Below are 15,820 nucleotides of genomic sequence, written 5' to 3'. Positions count from 1 at the left end.
CGCCGGTGTTCCCAACGGTCACACCGAACCCTCGAAGCCCACATGGACGATTCTACCCGTCTTATCCGAGAGCGCTCCGGCCGTCAGGCCGGGCGCTGCTGCTGTTCGATGTACTGACGCACGACAGCCAGTGGCGCTCCGCCGCATGATCCGGAGAAATAGGAACCGGACCAGAAGCGGCCATCCCACAGGTACCGGCGCACGTGCGCGTCGTACTCCTGGCGCATCCGCCTGGACGAAACCCCTTTGAGACTGTTGACCAGCTTGGAGAGCTGAACCTTCGGTGGGTAGCGCACGAGAAGGTGTACGTGGTCGTCCTCGCCGTTGAACCCACGCAACTCGGCTTCGAAGTCCGCGCACACCTCGCGCATGATCTCCTCACACCTGGCGAGCATCTCCTCGGTGAGAGCCCCACGCCGATACTTCGTGAGGAAAACCAAGTGGGCATGAAGGTCATAAACAACATGACGTCCGGTGCGTACCTCAGAGTTTGGTTCCCATCGTGGTGACATAAACCAATGGTAATTTTATGGCTATGAGTCACGACACCCCAGTCAAGCGGCAGGTCGGGCACCGCGCCCGACTGGCGCTCTCGCCTGAGCAGGTGTCGAAGTTGGATGGTCAGGCACACGCCGCCCGTGCTCTGTGGAACGCACTCCACGACTGGTGGACCATGGTGGGCGAGAACCAGCGGGTGGACCTCAAGGACGCCGACGCCGCGATCAAGCAAGCCCGCAAGGATATCGACTTCCTGGCTGACCTGCCCGCCCAAGCCTCCCAGGCGGTGCTCAAAACCTACTTGCGGGCGTGGCAGAACTGCTGGGCGGGACGCGCCGACGAACCCACCTTCAAATCCCGGCTCCGGTCGGTGATGAGTGTGGACGTTCCCCAGGGCCGGGACCTGGACACCGTGCGGGTACACCGCCGCTGGGGCATGGTCGACATCCCCGAAGTGGGCCGTGCGAGGTTCCGCTGGACCAAGGACCTGCCCGTGGGCAACCGGGCGAACACCGAGAACCGGATCACCGGGGCCCGGTTGGTCAAAGACGCCATCGGTTGGCACATCGCCTTCCGCGTGCAGACCGTGGAGAGTGCGCCCGAATCTCACCAGGGACCCGATGTCGGTATCGACGTGGGCGTCACCGTGCCCCTCGCGCTCTCGGACGGCAATCACCAGGACCACAGGCGGCCTGCCAGAACCGAGGAGGGTACGGCCGACCGTGACAAGTGGCTGACCCCCAAGGAGAGGGACGAACTGCTGCGTCTGGAGCGGCGGGCCGCCCACCGCAAAGCACACCGCAAACCCGGCGAGCGCACCAGCCGCCGCCTACACCGCACCTATGGCCGAATCCGCCGGTTGCGCGCAAGAGCCACGCGACGCCACCGGGACTGGCAGCACAAGGTGACCACCGCTCTGGCCGAGCGGTACGGGACGGTCGTGGTCGAGGCACTCACCATCACGAACATGACCAAGTCCGCCAAAGGCACGATCGAACAACCCGGGAAGCGAGTCCGCCAGAAGTCAGGCCTGAACCGCGCCATCGCCCAGGAGGCATGGGGACGCACGGTCACGATGCTGGCGTACAAGCTCGCACACCGGGGCGGCACCCTGGTGAGAGTGCCTGCTCCAGGTACCTCCCAGCGCTGTTCGGCTTGTGGTTTCACCACGCCCGGCAGCTGCCAGAACCAGGCCACGTTCGTGTGCAAGAAGGACGGTTGTGGTTTTACGGCGAACGCCGGCTACAACGCGGCCCGCAACATCTTGCACCTGTACCGGATCGGCCACGTGGTGGCCCTCCCGGCTGCCGGGAGGGCAGTCGTCAGGCGCGCTCGTCGCGTCAAGCCCACCACCGCGAGGTAGGCGGGAATCCCCCGGATTCATCCGGGGGAGAACTTCAACAAGCCGCCTCCGCCCGACTCGATCCGTTATTTCCGCCTGTGGACGACGTGCGGGAGGGGTGGGGTCGGGGGCGTCGGCGTCCGCGGGCCGGACCGGTTCCGCGCCCTACCCGGGGGGCCAGTTGAGCCCGCGGCCGCCGAGCAGGTGCCCGTGCAGGTGGAAGACCGTCTGTCCTGCGCCGCTGCCGGTGTTGAACACCAGCCGGTAGCCCTGGTCGGCGACGTCCTCGTCCGCGGCCACCTCGTGCGCCACCCGGACGATCTCGTCGAGCAGGCCGGTGTCCGCCGCGGCGGCCTCGGCGGCGTTGGGGTAGTGCTCGCGCGGGATGACCAGCACGTGCGTGGGCGCCTGGGGGTTGATGTCGCGGAAGGCGACCGCGCGCTCGCTCTCGCGCACGATCTCGGCGGGCACCTCCCCCTTCACGATCTTGCAGAAAAGGCAGTCGTCCTGGACCATCGCTCACCTTGTTTTCCGTCTGCGCGGCCGAGGGAACGGCCGCCTTCTCGGTTTCGTCCGGGACCATGATGCCGCAGGTCGCCGTCGGGCGGGCCGACGGCGGAAGGCCTGCGGGGCACCGCGGGCGAGCGGGTTCGGCGACGCCCGGCGCCCCGGGCGCGATAGGCTTTCCACCCGTGCGCGTCAGGTCGTCGGCTCCGTCCGGCCCCGGCCATATTCCCGCGTGTTCGGATTGAAACGCACGTCTACCTGGAAAAGAAGAGGTATGCCCTTTCGTAAACCCCGCGACAAGGGTGTGCGTCGAACTGATGTGACGACAGAAACCATGGTGGCCGGTGCCACCACGGCACCGCTCTCGGTGGAGTGGGACGCCGACCACGCCGTGACGGAGCTCTACCGGGAGCACTACCGTCCGCTCGTTCGGCTCGCCGCCCTGCTGGTCCGCGACCACGCGACCGCGGAAGAGGTCGTCCAGGACTCGTTCGTCGCCATGCACGGAGCGTGGCGCCGCCTGCGCGACCCGAACAAGGCCCTGTCCTACCTGCGCCAGGCCGTGGTCAACAAGGCCCGGTCCGTGCTCCGCCACAGGGCGGTCGTGGAGAAGCACGCGCCCAAGGCCCTGCCCGACGCCCCCAGCGCGGAACACGGCGCGCTGAGCCTGTTGGAGCGCGAAGCCGTCATCCGCGCCCTGCGCAAACTACCCACCCGTCAGCGAGAGGCCATCGTGCTCCGGTACTACGGCGACCTGTCCGAGGCACAGATCGCGGACGCCATGGGGATCAGCCGGGGTGCGGTGAAGAGCCACACGTCCCGCGGTATCTCCGCGCTCCGCTCTGTTCTGGAGCAAACGACATGACCAGCCCCACGAACCCCACGAACGATCCGTTCGAGGAGCAGTTGCGCCACCTGCTCAAGGCCGAGGCCGACGCGGTCACGACCTCTCCCGAGGCGTTGAACCTGATCCGTGAGCGCACCGAGCGCAACCGCGGTTCGGCCTGGTTCGGTATGCCCTGGCTACGTCCGGCGGTGGCGGTGGCGGGAGCCGCCCTGATCGCCGGGTCCGTGGTCATCTCCAGCCCCCAGGTCCGCGACCACGTGCTGGAGATCGTCCCCGCGGGCGCCGACCGCGAGGGCGCGCCCGCCGAGGAGGAGGGCGAGGGCGGCGGTGTGGCCGCTCCCGATCCCTCCACCGGCTCCGTGGACGGCACCACCCAGCAGGAGGAGGAGCCGCCGCGCGACCCGGCCTCCTCCCCCACCCCGGAGGACGACGAGGAGGAGCCCGCTCCCTCCGAGGAGGGCGTGACGGCCGCCGCCACGTGTCCGACGCCCGAGGAGCCCGTCTCCCCGACCCCGTCCAGCTCCGAGGAGGAGAAGGACGAGAAGGCCGCCTCCGAGGAGGAGTGCGAGCCCACCGACGAGCCCAGCAGCGGCGCCGGCGACGGGTCCACCGGTGAGGAGGGCGGCGGCGACAACGGCGGCGGGAGCGGCGGGGAGGAGCCCTCCGGCGGCGGTGACGGCACCGGCGGCGAGGGCGGCGGAACCGGAGGCGACGGAACCGGCACGGGCGGCACCGGCACCACCGGGGGCGACAACGGCGCCAAGACGGCTCCCAGCAGCTGACACGCCCCTCCGGGGCGGCCCGTCGCACGTCGGGGTTGGTCCCCACGCGCGGGAGCTGTCCGCAAGAGCATGTGAGAGGCGCCCGGACACACGTCCGGGCGCCTCTCACGTGTTCGGGGTCGGGGCGTGCGCTCTACCAGCGGCCGGTGCGGGACTGGAGCACCGACAGGGCGGCGACCCCGGCGGTGGAGGTGCGCAGCACGCTCGGTCCCAGCAGCGCCCGGACCGCGCCCGCGGCGTCGAACGCCTCCATCTCGGCGTCGGAGAAGCCGCCCTCGGGACCGACCACCACGACGACTCCGGCGTCCCCTTCCGCGGGCAGCTCCAGCTGCGACAGGCGGCTGGCGCCGTCCTCGTGCAGCACGACGCCCAGGTCCGCCCCCGCCAGGAGGCCGACCACGGCGGCCCGGTCGGCGAGGTCGGCGACCTCGGGCATCCGCGCGCGCCGGGCCTGCTTGGCCGCCTCGCGGGCGGTCGCACGCCACTTGGCCAGCGCCTTGGCGGCGCGGTCGCCCTTCCAGCGGGTGACGCAGCGCTCCGCCGCCCAGGGCACGACCGCGTCCGCTCCGGCCTCGGTCATCATCTCCACGGCCAGTTCGCCCCGGTCGCCCTTGGGCAGTGCCTGGACCACCGTCAGGCGGGGGCGGAGCGCCGGGTCCTCCCGGCGCTCCACCACCGCGCAGACGATGTGGTCGCGTCCCACCGCGGTGACCGTGCAGCGGACGCGCAGGCCGCGTCCGTCGGAGAGGTCGACGGTCTCGCCCTCCCGGATGCGGCGCACCACGGCGGCGTGGCGGCCCTCGGCGCCGTCCACCGTCACCCGGTCGGCCGCCAGGGCGGCGGCCTCGACCAGGAAGACCGGCGGTGTCACTTGGCGCCGAAGGCGTCGCGGATCTTGGAGAAGAACCCGCCGTGTCCGGGGCTGAAGCGTCCCGGGGTCTGGTCCTCGCCGCGCAGTTCGGCGAACTTGCGCAGGAGGGCCTCCTGCTCCTCGTCCAGCCTGCTCGGGGTCTCCACGTCCACGCGGATGCGCAGGTCGCCCCGGCCGCCGCCGTCGAGGTGGCTGACGCCCTTGTTGGGGAGGGTGATGACGTGGCCGGAGTTGGTGCCCGGGCGCAGGTCGATGTTCTCGGTGCCGTCGAGGGTGTCGAAGGCGAAGGAGGCGCCCAGCGCGGCGGCCGTCATGGGGACGGTCACCGTGCAGTGCAGGTCGTCTCCGCGGCGTTCGAAGGTGGGGTGCGGGCGCTGGATGATCTCCAGGATGATGTCGCCGCGCGGTCCGCCGTTGGGGCCGACCTCGCCCTCCCCGGCGAGCTGGATGCGGGTGCCGTCGTCGACGCCCGCGGGGATCTTGACGGTGCGGGTGACCTTCTCGCGCACCCGGCCCTCGCCCGCGCAGTCGCCGCAGGGGTTGGTGATGACCGAGCCCTGGCCCGAGCACTGGGGGCAGGGGCGGGAGGTCATGACCTGGCCGAGGAAGGACCGGGTGACCTGGGAGACCTCGCCCTGACCATGGCACATCTCACAGGTGGTGCGGTGCGAACCGGCCGCCGTCCCCTCGCCCTGGCAGGTCTCGCACAGGATGGCGGTGGGGAAGGTGATCTCCTTGCTGACCCCGAACGCGGTCTCCACGAGGTCGAGTTCGACGCGGATCTTGATGCTGCGCCCGCGGCGGACCCGCTCCCGGGGGCCGCGCCCGCCGGGCTGGCCGCCGCCGAAGAAGGCGTTCATGATGTCGTCGAAGGCGAACCCGCCCGCGCCGCCGAAGCCCCCGGCCCCGCCGCCGCCGGGCGCGTAGGGGTCCTGGCCCATGTCGAACATCCGGCGCTTGTTCTCGTCGGAGAGGACCTCGTAGGCCTGGGTCACCTCCTTGAAGCGCTCCTGGGTTGCGGGGTCCGGGTTGATGTCCGGGTGGAGTTCGCGCGCGAGCCGCCGGTAGGCCTTCTTGATCTCGTCCTTGGACGCGTCGCGACGCACTCCGAGAACCTGGTAATAGTCTCTGGCCACTGGGTTACTGTCCTGCCAAAATCTGTCCGACATAGCGAGCCACGGCGCGTACTGCTCCCATCGTCCCCGGGTAGTCCATCCGGGTGGGTCCCACCACACCGATCTTGGCGAGCGACTGGTTTCCCACACCGTAGTCCGCCGACACGATGGAGGTGGACCTCAGGCCCTCGTGGAAGTTCTCCGCGCCGATGCGCACCGTGAGCATCGACGGGTCCTTGGCCTCTCCCAGCAAACGGATGAGGACCATGTTCTCTTCCAGCGCCTCCAGGACGTCCCTGAGGCTGGCGGCGAAGTCGACGGCGGCGAGGTTGGCCGTCCCCGCGAGGACGATCTTCTCCTCGTGCCGTTCGACGAGGCTCTCCAGCAGGACGGAGAGGACCGACACCGCCATCTGGCGGTGTTCGGGCGGCACCTGCGGAGGCAGGTCCTCCACCGCGTCGGGCACGTCGCCGAGGTGGCGTCCGGCGATGGCCCGGTTCAACATCGCGCGCAGGTCGTTGACGGCGGCCTCGTGGACCTCTCCCAGGCCGTCGATGACGCGCTGCTCGACCCGGCCCGTGTTGGTGATCACGACCATCATGATCCGCTGCCCCCCGAGGGGGACCAGTTCCACGTGCTGCACCGACGAGCGGGTCAGCGACGGGTACTGGACGATCGCGACCTGGCGGGTGAGCTGCGCGAGGAGCCGTACGGTCCGGGCGACGATCTCGTCGAGGTCCACGGCGCCGGTGAGGAAGGACTCGATGGCGCGCCGCTCCGCGCTGGAGAGCGGTTTGACCGAGGAGAGCCGGTCGACGAAGAGCCGGTACCCCTTGTCCGTAGGAACGCGTCCGGCACTGGTGTGCGGCTGCGCGATGTAGCCGTCCTCCTCCAGGGCGACCATGTCATTGCGGATGGTCGCCGGGGAGACGCCGAGCCGGTGACGGTCGGCCAGGGCCTTGGAACCCACGGGCTCGTTGGTGTTGACGAAGTCCTCGACGACGGCACGCAGGACCGCGAGCTTGCGCTCATCCAGCACTCGCCACCTCCTGGCACTCCATGGTCCTCAGTGCTAAGTCTATGCCCGGCCGCAAACCCTGACGGTTACCCGCGGTCGGCCGGGCCCCGGCGCGGCGGTGCCGCCCCTGTCCCCGCCGGGCCCGCGGCGCGCGTCGCGGCCGCCGGGGCGCCGGCGCGCGCCACCAGTAGACTGCACGACCGTGGCTACCAAGGGAACCGGCCGTTACGGCCGCGACGTGCTCGCCGGGGACTGGCGCCGCCCGAAGAAGAAGGCGGTCCGCGAGGTGCCCCTGGAACGGGAACTGGTCGTCGAGGACGCCGGGGAGGCGTTCTGCGGGGCGGTGGTGGCCTGGGACAAGGCCACCGTCACGCTGGAGGACCGGCACGGCCGCCGCCGCGTGTTCGACCTCGCCCCGGCCGCGTTCCTGGTCGACGGCGAGCCGGTGACCCTGGTGCGCCCCGCCCCGGCGGCGCGGGGTCCGCTGCGCAGCGCCTCCGGGTCGGTGGCGGTGCCGGGCGCGCGGGCGCGCACGGCCAGGGAGAGCCGGATCTACGTGGAGGGCGTCCACGACGCCGAACTGGTGGAGAAGGTCTGGGGCCACGACCTGCGCGTGGAGGGGGTGGCCGTCGAGTTCCTGGAGGGGGTCGACGACCTGCCCTCGATCGTGGCGGAGTTCTCACCCGGGCCCGGCAGGAGGCTGGGCGTCCTGGTGGACCACCTGGTGCCGGGTTCCAAGGAGACGCGGATCGCCGAGCGGGTACGCGGCGAGCACGTGCTGGTGGCCGGGCACCCCTACGTCGACGTCTGGCAGGCGGTCCGGCCGGGTTCGGTGGGAATCGGGGCCTGGCCCGAGGTGCCGCGCGGCGTCCCCTGGAAGGAGGGGGTCGTGAGCGCCCTGGGCTGGCGGATGGAGACGGGAGAGGCGTGGCGCCGGATCCTGGGGTCGGTACGTACCTATGCTGATCTGGAGCCGGCTCTGCTCGGCCGGGTGGAGGAGCTGATCGACTTCGTCACCGGGCCGCACCCGGACGCTCCCTAGCGAGCGCCGCGCGCGGGGGGAGCGGCAGGACCTAGGATTTGACCCGGGCGAGGCTCCGGTCCCCGTGTCCGGTGCCGAGGTCGCCCGCCTCCGGCCCGCGCGGTCGTCGGTACAGCACGGTAGTACAGGAACCTCCCTCTCACCAGCGGAGCCAAGGAAGAGCATGAGCCAGACCCCGACGAACCCCCCGCCCCCGGAGGATCCCCACCGGGGACAGCAGCCGGACCACGGGCAGGACGGGCAGCAGGAGTACGGACAGCAGCCCCCGCAGCCGGAACCCGGCCAGGAGCCCGCCTACGGGCAGCCGTCCGGGGCGCAGCCGCCCTACGCCCCGCAGCCCGGCCAGGACCACGGCCAGCCGCCCTCGGGGGCGCAGCCCGCCTACGGCCAGCCCTCCGGCGCGCAGCCGCCCTACGCCCCGCAGCCCGAGCAGGGCTACCAGGGCTACCAGGGCTACGGCCAGGCTCCAGGAGCGCAGCCCGACTTCGCACCGCCGCCCGGCGCGCAGTCCCCGTACGCTCCCCAGCCCGGCCAGGGCCAGCCCGCCTACGGCCAGCCCTCGGAAGCGCATTCGCCCTACGCTCCGCAGTTCGAGCAGGGGCAGCAGGGCTACGGCCAGGCCTCGGGAGCCCAGCCGGGTCACGGGCAGCCCTCCGGCGCCCAGCCCGGGTACGGCCAGGCCTCGGGGGCCCAGCCGGGCTACGCCCCGCAGCCCGGGTACGGACAGCAGCCCGGATACGGCCAGCCGCACCCCCAGCAGGGCGAGTACGGACAGCCCTCGGGCGGACAGCAGCAGCCCGGTTTCGCCCCGCCGGAAGGGGCCCCCGAGCAGCCCGGCTACGGGCAGCAGGCGGCCTACGGCCAGGCCCCGGGGGCGCAGCCCGCCTACGGCCAGCCCTCCGGCGCGCAGTCCCCGTACGCCCCGCAGCCCGACCAGGCGCAGCAGGGCTACGCCCAGGCTCCGGGAGCGCAGCCCTCCGGCGCCCAGCCGGGTTACGGGCAGCCCTCCGGCGCCCAGCCCGGCTACGCCCCGCAGGCCGGTTACGTCCCACAGCCCGGGTACGGACAGCAACCCCACGGCCAGCCCCAGCAGGGCGAGTACGGACAGCCCCAGCAGGGTGTCTACGGCCAGCCCGTCCCGGGCCAGCAGCAGCCCTACCCGGGCGCCCCCGCGGCGTACGGGCAGCCGGGTGTTCCGGGCCAGCCCCAGCAGGGCGCCCCGGGCGGCGACAACAGCACGCTCGTGGCCATGCTCGCCCACCTTTCGGGCTTCGTGATCGCCTGCCTGGGCTGGATCCCGCCGCTGGCCATCTACTTCGCCAAGCGCAACCAGTCGCCGTTCGTGCGCCACCACGCGTCCGAGGCGGCCAACTTCCAGCTCACCCTGCTGATCCCCTACCTCTTCGCGTGGGTGGCCTTCATCGGCCTGGGTATCTTCTTCCCAGAGCTGTCCTGGATCGGATCCCTCCTGGTCGCCCTGATCTGGGTCGTCGCTATCGTGTTCGGCGTCCTGGGCGCCAACGGCGCCAACAAGGGGACGTGGTACCGCTACCCGGTGAGCATCCGCCTGTTGAAGTGATCCGCTCCCGCACGCAGTCCGAGCGCATCCGCACGAAGGAACCCAACATGTCCTATCCCAACAACCCTCCCGAGGGCCCCTACGGCCAGGGTCAGCAGCCCGGCCAGGACTCCGGCGGTTACCCCTCCCAGCACGGTTACCCCACCGGTGGCCAGCCCGGTTACCAGCAGGGCGGCTACCCGCCCCCGCCCGGCCAGCCCGGCTACCAGGAGCAGTCCGGCGGGTATCCGGGCCAGCCCGGCGGCTACCCCGGCCAGCCCGGGTACGAGCAGACCGGCGGCTACCAGTCCCACCCGCAGGGCGGTTACGGCCAGCCCCCGCACGGCGCCTACGGCCCCTCCTCGGCCACGACCGGCCAGCCCAGCCCCGACGAGCGCCAGATGGCGATGTTCGCCCACCTGGGCGGCGGCATCATCGGCTGGCTCGTGCCGCTGATCATCTTCCTCGTCAAGAAGGACGAGTCGCCCTTCGTCCGCAACCAGGCCGCGCAGGCGCTCAACTTCCAGCTCCTGATCCTGATCGGCTACCTGCTCTCCAGCGTCCTGATGATCGTCATCATCGGTTTCCTGACCTGGTTCGTCTGCTGGATCGCCGCCGTCGCCCTCGGCATCATCGGCGGTGTGGCCGCCAACCGGGGCGAGTGGTACCGCTACCCGTTCAACGTCAGCTGGATCAAGTAGTCCGGCGCTTCGGCGAACGCGGGGGCCCGGCCGTCGGCCGGGCCCCCGCGTCGTGTCCGCGCCCTGCAGGAGGGGCTCAGGTGAGGTCGCGCACCACGGCGTCGGCGAGCAGGCGCCCGCGCAGGGTCAGGGCCGCGCGGCCCTCCTCGTGGGCGTCCGCGTCCAGCAGGCCCTCGGCGACAGCCCGCTTGGCCGCGTCGCGGCCGTGCGGTTCGAGCAGGTCCAGGGGGCACCCGCCCTCCACCCGCAGCTCCAGCAGGACGCGCTCGAAGCGGCGCTCCTCCTCGGTGAGCACCTCGCGGGCCAGGCCGGGGCTCTGCCCGGCGGCCAGGCGGGCGGCGTAGGCGGCCGGGTGCTTGACGTTCCACCAGCGGGTGCCGCCCACGTGGCTGTGCGCGCCCGGGCCCACGCCCCACCAGTGGCCGCCGGTCCAGTACAGGAGGTTGTGCCTGCTGCGGCCCTGCTCGGTGCGCGCCCAGTTGGACACCTCGTAGGCGCTGAACCCGGCCGCGGTGAGGACCTCCTCGGCCATGAGGTAGCGGTCGGCCATCGTGTCGTCGTCGGGTTCGGCGAGTTCGCCCCGGCGCACGCGGGCGGCCAGGCGGGTGCCCTCCTCGACGATGAGCGAGTAGGCCGAGACGTGGTCGGGCCCGGCGGAGACGGCGGCCTCCAGGGAGGCACGCCAATCCTCGTCGTCCTCCCCGGGAGTGCCGTAGATCAGGTCGAGGTTGACGTGCTCGAACCCGGCCCGCCGCGCCCACTCCACGCACTGCTCGGGGCGTCCGGGCGTGTGGCCGCGCTCCAGCACCCGCAGCACGTGCTCGCGGGCGCTCTGCATGCCGAAGGACACGCGGGTGAACCCGGCCTCGCGCAGCCGCGCGAGGTAGTCGGGGGTAACCGTCTCGGGGTTGGCCTCGGTGGTCAGCTCGGCGTCGGGGGTGAACCCGAAGCGCTCGCGCACGGCGGCGACCACGCGGCCCAGGTCCTCGGCCGGGAGCAGGGTGGGCGTGCCGCCGCCGACGAACAGCGTGCTGACCGGCGGCCGCTTCCCCGTCAGGACCCGGTCGGCCAGCGCGACCTCCGCGATCGCCTGGTCGGCGTAGGTCTCGCGGGAGGCAGTGGCGGTGCCGTCGCGGGAGACCAGTTCCTCGGCCGTGTAGGTGTTGAAGTCGCAGTAACCGCAGCGGGTGACGCAGAAGGGCACGTGGACGTAGAACCCGAGGGGCCGCCCGCCGAGTTCGGCGAGGGACGGCCCGGGCAGTTCGCCGGTGCTCGGTACGGGATCGCCGTCGAGGGCAACGGAAGGCATGCCTCCAGTGTCGCCGACCGGCCGGTGTGCCCTGGTCCCCCGTGTCGGACGCGCGGGGGGCTCGGGGCGGGGTGCGGGTTCGGGGATTCAGGGGCGAGGGCTCAGGGGCGGGGGTTCGGGGGCCGGGAGGCGGGGGTACGGGAGCGGGGGACGGAGAACGGGGCGCGGGGATCGGGTGGTGAGGGCCGTGGGGAGGAGCGCCCGGTCAGACCCTGGGGCGCTCCGCCCGGGCGTGCGCGGGGGCGGCGTCGATCTGGGTGAGGGGGGCGTGGTTCCTGGTGGGAGCGATGGCGGTGGAGCCGCGGACCACCAGCTCGGGGTCGAAGACGTACTCGGTGTGGGAGACGGGGTGTCCGGCGATCTCGTCGCACAGGGCGCGCACGGCGGCCAGCGCCATGGCGTTGACCGGCTGTCTGACGGTGGTCAGCGGGGGGTCGGTGAAGGCGATGAGCTGGGAGTCGTCGAAGCCCACGACCGAGAAGTCCCGGGGGACGCTCAGGCCGCGCTGGCGGGCGGCGCGGATGGCGCCCAGGGCCATCATGTCCGAGCCGCAGACCATGGCGGTGACGCCGCGTTCGATCAGCCGGGTGGCGGCGGCGTGGCCGCCCTCCACGCCGAACAGCGACAGTTCCACGAGGTCCTCACCGTCCAGGCCGTGCTGCGCCAGGGCCCGGTGGTACCCGTCGAGCTTGCGGCGGACCGGGACGTAGCGCTCGGGGCCGCTGGTGAAGCCGATGCGGGTGTGGCCGAGGGCGACCAGGTGGTTGACGGCCAGGTGCCCGGCCTCCCGGTCGTCGCAGGAGATGAAGGCGGCGGGGATGGCGTCGGCGTACCCGTTGACCAGCACGATCGGGAGTCTGCGCGAGACCAGGGCGTGGTAGCGCTCGTGGGGGGCGGTGGTGTCGGCGTGGCGCCCGGAGACGAAGAGGATGCCGGAGACGTTGCGCTCCAGCAGCAGCTCCACGTACTCGTCCTCCGTTATCCCGCCGGGGGTCTGGGTGCACAGCACCGGCGTGTACCCGCGCTGGGCGAGCGCCCCCTCGGCCGCCTGGGCGAACATCGGGAAGACCGGGTTCTCCAGCTCGGGTATGACCATGCCGACCAGTCCCGCGGAGCGCTGCCGCAGCCGGGCGGGGCGCTCGTAGCCGAGGACGTCCAGCGCCGTCAGGACGGCCTTGCGGGTGTCGCTGCCGACGCCCGGCTTGTCGTTGAGCACCCGCGAGACGGTGGCCTCGCTGACGCCTGCGTGCCGCGCGATGTCGGCAAGTCGTGGACCCATGGGCGCAACTCTAGTCGAGATCGTCGTCACATGGCCGAAAATTGGCGGTAATCTTGCGCAAGAAATTGCACTCGTCACAGGGAAGGACCCCCGTTGATGGAGCCTCAGACGCACTGGTGGCGCGACGCGGCGATCTACCAGATCTACGTCCGCAGCTTCGCCGACTCCAACGGTGACGGCGAGGGCGACCTCGCCGGCATCCGCGAGCGCCTCCCCCACCTGGCCGGACTCGGGGTGGACGCGATCTGGCTGACGCCGTTCTACGTCTCCCCGCTCGCCGACGGCGGTTACGACGTCGCCGACTACCGCGACGTCGACCCCCGTTTCGGGACCCTGGAGGACTTCGACGCCCTCCTGGAGACCGCCCACGGGATGGGCATCCGCCTGATCATCGACGTGGTGCCCAACCACTCCTCGTCCGCCCACCGGTGGTTCAAGGAGGCCGTGGCCGCCGAGCCGGGCGGACACGCCCGCTCGCGGTACGTCTTCCGGGACGGCAGGGGACCCGACGGGGAGGAGCCGCCGAACAACTGGAAGTCGATCTTCGGCGGCCCGGCCTGGACCCGCCTCAAGCGGCCCGACGGCACCCCCGAGCAGTGGTACCTGCACCTGTTCGACCCCGAGCAGCCCGACTTCGACTGGACCAACCAGGAGGTGCACGACGAGTTCGACGACGTGCTGCGCTTCTGGCTGGACCGGGGCGTGGACGGGTTCCGCATCGACGTCGCGCACGGCATGGTCAAGGACCCGGCGATGCCCGACATCGCCGAGGGCGCCAAGGCCGACATGCTCGACGGCAGCACCTCGCTGCCCTACTTCGACCAGGACGGCGTGCACGAGATCTACCGCCGCTGGGCGCGGATCGCCGCCGAGTACCCGGGCGACCGCGCCCTGGTGGCCGAGGCCTGGGTGGAGGACGCCCAGCGGGTGGCCCGCTACCTGCGCCCGGACGAGCTGCACCAGGCGTTCAACTTCGAGTACCTGACCGCGCCGTGGGACGCCGGGCGTCTGCGCGAGGTCATCGACGTGTCCCTGGCCGCCAACAGCGCGGTGGGCGCGACGACCACGTGGGTGCTGTCCAACCACGACGTGACCCGCCACGTGACCCGCTTCGGCGGCGGCGAGCAGGGGCTGCGCCGTGCGCGCGCGGCGACGCTGCTGATGCTGGGCCTGCCGGGCTCGGTGTACCTGTACCAGGGCGAGGAGCTGGGGCTGCCCGAGGTCACCGACCTGCCCGAGGACTCGTTGCAGGACCCGACCTGGGAGCGTTCGGGGCGCACCGACCGCGGCCGGGACGGCTGCCGGGTGCCGCTGCCGTGGGGCGGCGACCAGGCGCCGTACGGGTTCGGCCCCGAGGGCAGCGTTCCGTGGCTGCCGATGCCCCAGGGCTGGGGCGCCCTGTCGCGTGCCGCCCAGCGCGGGGTGGAGGGCTCCACGCTGGAGCTGTACACGGAGGCGCTGCGCCTGCGGCGGGAGCTGGACGCGCTCGGCGACGGCTCGATGGCCTGGCTGGACGCGCCCGACGGCGTGCTGTACTTCGAGCGCGAGCCGGGCGTGCGCGTCGCGGTGAACCTCACCGCGGAGGCCGTGGAGCTCGCGGCCGACGGTGGGGTGCTCGTGGCCAGCGGACCGGTGGGCGAGCCCGCCGGGGGGGTTCTGGCGCTGCCCGCCGAGACGGCGGTGTGGCTGCGCGGCTGAGCGGTTGAGGGGATGAAAGGCTGAAGGAAGGGCTGAAGGAAGGGCTGAAGGGCTGAGCAGCCGAGTGGATGAAGGGCTGAGCGGCTGAGCTCGCGCGGGCGGTGCCGGACACGGTGTCCGGTGCCGCCCGCGGTGTGGTTTTGTGTTGATTTGTACAGGTCATCACCCCTCGCTGGCGTGGGGATGCTCTACGTCACCCCCCGAGACCTTCCCGCCAGCCCGGGCTCTACGGGCGCCTGGTTGCCGTCACCGGCGGGCTCTACGTCAACCCCCCGAGACCTTCCCGCCAGCCCGGGCTCTACGGGCGCCTGGTTGCTGACGCAGCGACGCTCTACAACTTGCGGACCCCCTACGACGCGCGGTCACGCGCGGGGCTTCATGGCCGCTCTTGGTCTGAACCGTGTACCCCCGCTCACGGAGGGCTGAGGGAGACTCCCGGTGGGCGTTCCCACCGGCGACCTCCCGAACGCCTTCGTGACGCCCACCAGGCACCTGTAATGATCGGCGTGCAGGGATCTCCTTCGGCAAGTTCGCCGGGCGAACTTGCTCTCAGTCGGTCCCCGCCCCCAGCACTGAACCTCGGAGCCAGTGCCCACCACGACCACCCACCCCCCAGGGGCTGACGGGGAACCCGCACGCCCTACGGATGCCTGGCCACCGTCACCGGCACGCTCTACGCCAACCCCCACGGGGGAACGGTCACCACACATGCCACCCCAACCTCCAGGGGTCAACGGTCACAGGACGTGCCACCCCAACCCCCAGGGGTCAACGGTCACAGGACGTGCCACCCCAACCCCCAGGGGTCAACGGTCACAGGACGTGCCACCCCAACCCCCTACGGCGCAACGCTGCTGAGGGCTCTACGGGCGGGTGGTTCGGCTTTGTGAAGGGCTCAACCCTCTGCGGCGCACCACCACGGGACGCTCCCCTTCGGCATACCGCCGCTGTCCGCTCTGCGGGCGGGTGGTTCGGCTTTGCGGCGGGCTAGCTCTACAGGGTCGGACCCGAACGGGGTTCGAGTGGTCCGCGACGGCGTGTTCAATGGTGTTACGAAATCGCTGACCATCACAGGATCAATCAGCGAACGGTCACCGCGCCGCTACCCAGCGCACGATGTCACGCGCCCGTTTCCGTGGCGTTTCCACATCTTTATGCGGGAGATCCGCAAACTCTTTCAAAGCTTGCAAGTTATTGCTAGCGTCACATCACCACGCATGCCCTCGACGGCCGGAACGCATGCGCGACCCCTC

Annotated in this window: 14 protein-coding genes; 7 read left to right on the top strand and 7 right to left on the bottom strand. The window is 71.6% G+C overall.

What is annotated here, in order from left to right; genetic code table 11:
- Positions 1-83: 83 nt before the first annotated feature.
- Positions 84-512 carry an IS200/IS605 family transposase gene (tnpA, locus tag AC0VX6_RS07370; RefSeq protein ID WP_475467903.1) on the bottom strand — a complete coding sequence of 143 codons (429 nt, stop codon included), beginning with the start codon at positions 510-512 and terminating at the stop codon, positions 84-86.
- A 23-nt stretch (positions 513-535) separates the two neighbouring features.
- Here tnpA and AC0VX6_RS07365 point away from each other — a divergent pair, with 23 nt between their 5' ends.
- Positions 536-1,861, top strand: coding sequence for an RNA-guided endonuclease InsQ/TnpB family protein (locus AC0VX6_RS07365; protein WP_475467901.1), 1,326 nt, complete (start codon positions 536-538; stop codon positions 1,859-1,861).
- Positions 1,862-2,005: 144 nt separating this feature from the next.
- On the opposite strand, the gene AC0VX6_RS07360 is transcribed toward AC0VX6_RS07365, so the two are convergent.
- A complete protein-coding gene (locus tag AC0VX6_RS07360) occupies positions 2,006-2,356 on the bottom strand; it encodes a histidine triad nucleotide-binding protein (protein WP_248774014.1) in 351 nt (116 codons plus the stop codon).
- A 325-nt stretch (positions 2,357-2,681) separates the two neighbouring features.
- Between AC0VX6_RS07360 and AC0VX6_RS07355 the strand changes: the two genes are divergently transcribed.
- Both AC0VX6_RS07355 and AC0VX6_RS07350 read left to right on the top strand, forming a co-directional pair.
- Positions 2,682-3,212 (top strand): SigE family RNA polymerase sigma factor, encoded by a 531-nt coding sequence (locus tag AC0VX6_RS07355; RefSeq protein ID WP_013151757.1) that lies wholly within the window; start codon positions 2,682-2,684, stop codon positions 3,210-3,212.
- Positions 3,209-3,976: a prolipoprotein diacylglyceryl transferase gene (locus tag AC0VX6_RS07350; RefSeq protein ID WP_274976766.1), complete on the top strand. Its 768-nt coding sequence runs from the start codon at positions 3,209-3,211 to the stop codon at positions 3,974-3,976. The genes AC0VX6_RS07355 and AC0VX6_RS07350 overlap by 4 nt, the downstream gene beginning before the upstream one ends.
- A 133-nt stretch (positions 3,977-4,109) precedes the next feature.
- On the opposite strand, the gene AC0VX6_RS07345 is transcribed toward AC0VX6_RS07350, so the two are convergent.
- The 3 genes from AC0VX6_RS07345 to hrcA are packed head-to-tail and all read right to left on the bottom strand — an operon-like array spanning position 4,110 to position 7,001.
- Positions 4,110-4,847, bottom strand: coding sequence for a 16S rRNA (uracil(1498)-N(3))-methyltransferase (locus AC0VX6_RS07345; RefSeq protein WP_475467899.1), 738 nt, complete (start codon positions 4,845-4,847; stop codon positions 4,110-4,112).
- Positions 4,844-5,983 (bottom strand): molecular chaperone DnaJ, encoded by a 1,140-nt coding sequence (gene dnaJ / locus AC0VX6_RS07340; protein WP_013151754.1) that lies wholly within the window; start codon positions 5,981-5,983, stop codon positions 4,844-4,846. The genes AC0VX6_RS07345 and dnaJ overlap by 4 nt, the downstream gene beginning before the upstream one ends.
- A 4-nt stretch (positions 5,984-5,987) precedes the next feature.
- Positions 5,988-7,001 carry a heat-inducible transcriptional repressor HrcA gene (gene hrcA, locus AC0VX6_RS07335; RefSeq protein ID WP_248774011.1) on the bottom strand — a complete coding sequence of 338 codons (1,014 nt, stop codon included), beginning with the start codon at positions 6,999-7,001 and terminating at the stop codon, positions 5,988-5,990.
- Positions 7,002-7,182: 181 nt separating this feature from the next.
- On the opposite strand from hrcA, the gene AC0VX6_RS07330 reads away from it, so the two are divergent.
- The 3 genes from AC0VX6_RS07330 to AC0VX6_RS07320 all read left to right on the top strand — a co-directional run bounded on the left by AC0VX6_RS07330 (position 7,183) and on the right by AC0VX6_RS07320 (position 10,281).
- Positions 7,183-8,022 carry a DUF3097 domain-containing protein gene (locus tag AC0VX6_RS07330; RefSeq protein ID WP_274976764.1) on the top strand — a complete coding sequence of 280 codons (840 nt, stop codon included), beginning with the start codon at positions 7,183-7,185 and terminating at the stop codon, positions 8,020-8,022.
- A gap of 1,249 nt (positions 8,023-9,271) precedes the next feature.
- Positions 9,272-9,601: a DUF4870 domain-containing protein gene (locus tag AC0VX6_RS07325; RefSeq protein ID WP_274978074.1), complete on the top strand. Its 330-nt coding sequence runs from the start codon at positions 9,272-9,274 to the stop codon at positions 9,599-9,601.
- A gap of 47 nt (positions 9,602-9,648) precedes the next feature.
- Entirely contained in the window at positions 9,649-10,281 is a 633-nt protein-coding gene (locus tag AC0VX6_RS07320) for a DUF4870 domain-containing protein (RefSeq protein ID WP_274976763.1), read from the top strand.
- 76 nt (positions 10,282-10,357) lie between these two features.
- On the opposite strand, the gene hemW is transcribed toward AC0VX6_RS07320, so the two are convergent.
- A complete protein-coding gene (hemW, locus tag AC0VX6_RS07315; protein ID WP_475467898.1) occupies positions 10,358-11,590 on the bottom strand; it encodes a radical SAM family heme chaperone HemW in 1,233 nt (410 codons plus the stop codon).
- Between the two features lie 205 nt (positions 11,591-11,795).
- The gene (locus AC0VX6_RS07310) at positions 11,796-12,869 is read right to left on the bottom strand and encodes a LacI family DNA-binding transcriptional regulator (protein WP_274976761.1); all 1,074 of its coding nucleotides are present in this window, start codon (positions 12,867-12,869) and stop codon (positions 11,796-11,798) included.
- 96 nt (positions 12,870-12,965) lie between these two features.
- Between AC0VX6_RS07310 and AC0VX6_RS07305 the strand changes: the two genes are divergently transcribed.
- Positions 12,966-14,567: a glycoside hydrolase family 13 protein gene (locus tag AC0VX6_RS07305; RefSeq protein WP_274976760.1), complete on the top strand. Its 1,602-nt coding sequence runs from the start codon at positions 12,966-12,968 to the stop codon at positions 14,565-14,567.
- Positions 14,568-15,820: the final 1,253 nt, after the last annotated feature.

The organism is Nocardiopsis sp. iso_25, assembly GCF_056173305.1.
Note: the sequence above shows the minus strand (reverse complement) of the source record. Positions and strands in the feature narration are given on the sequence as shown.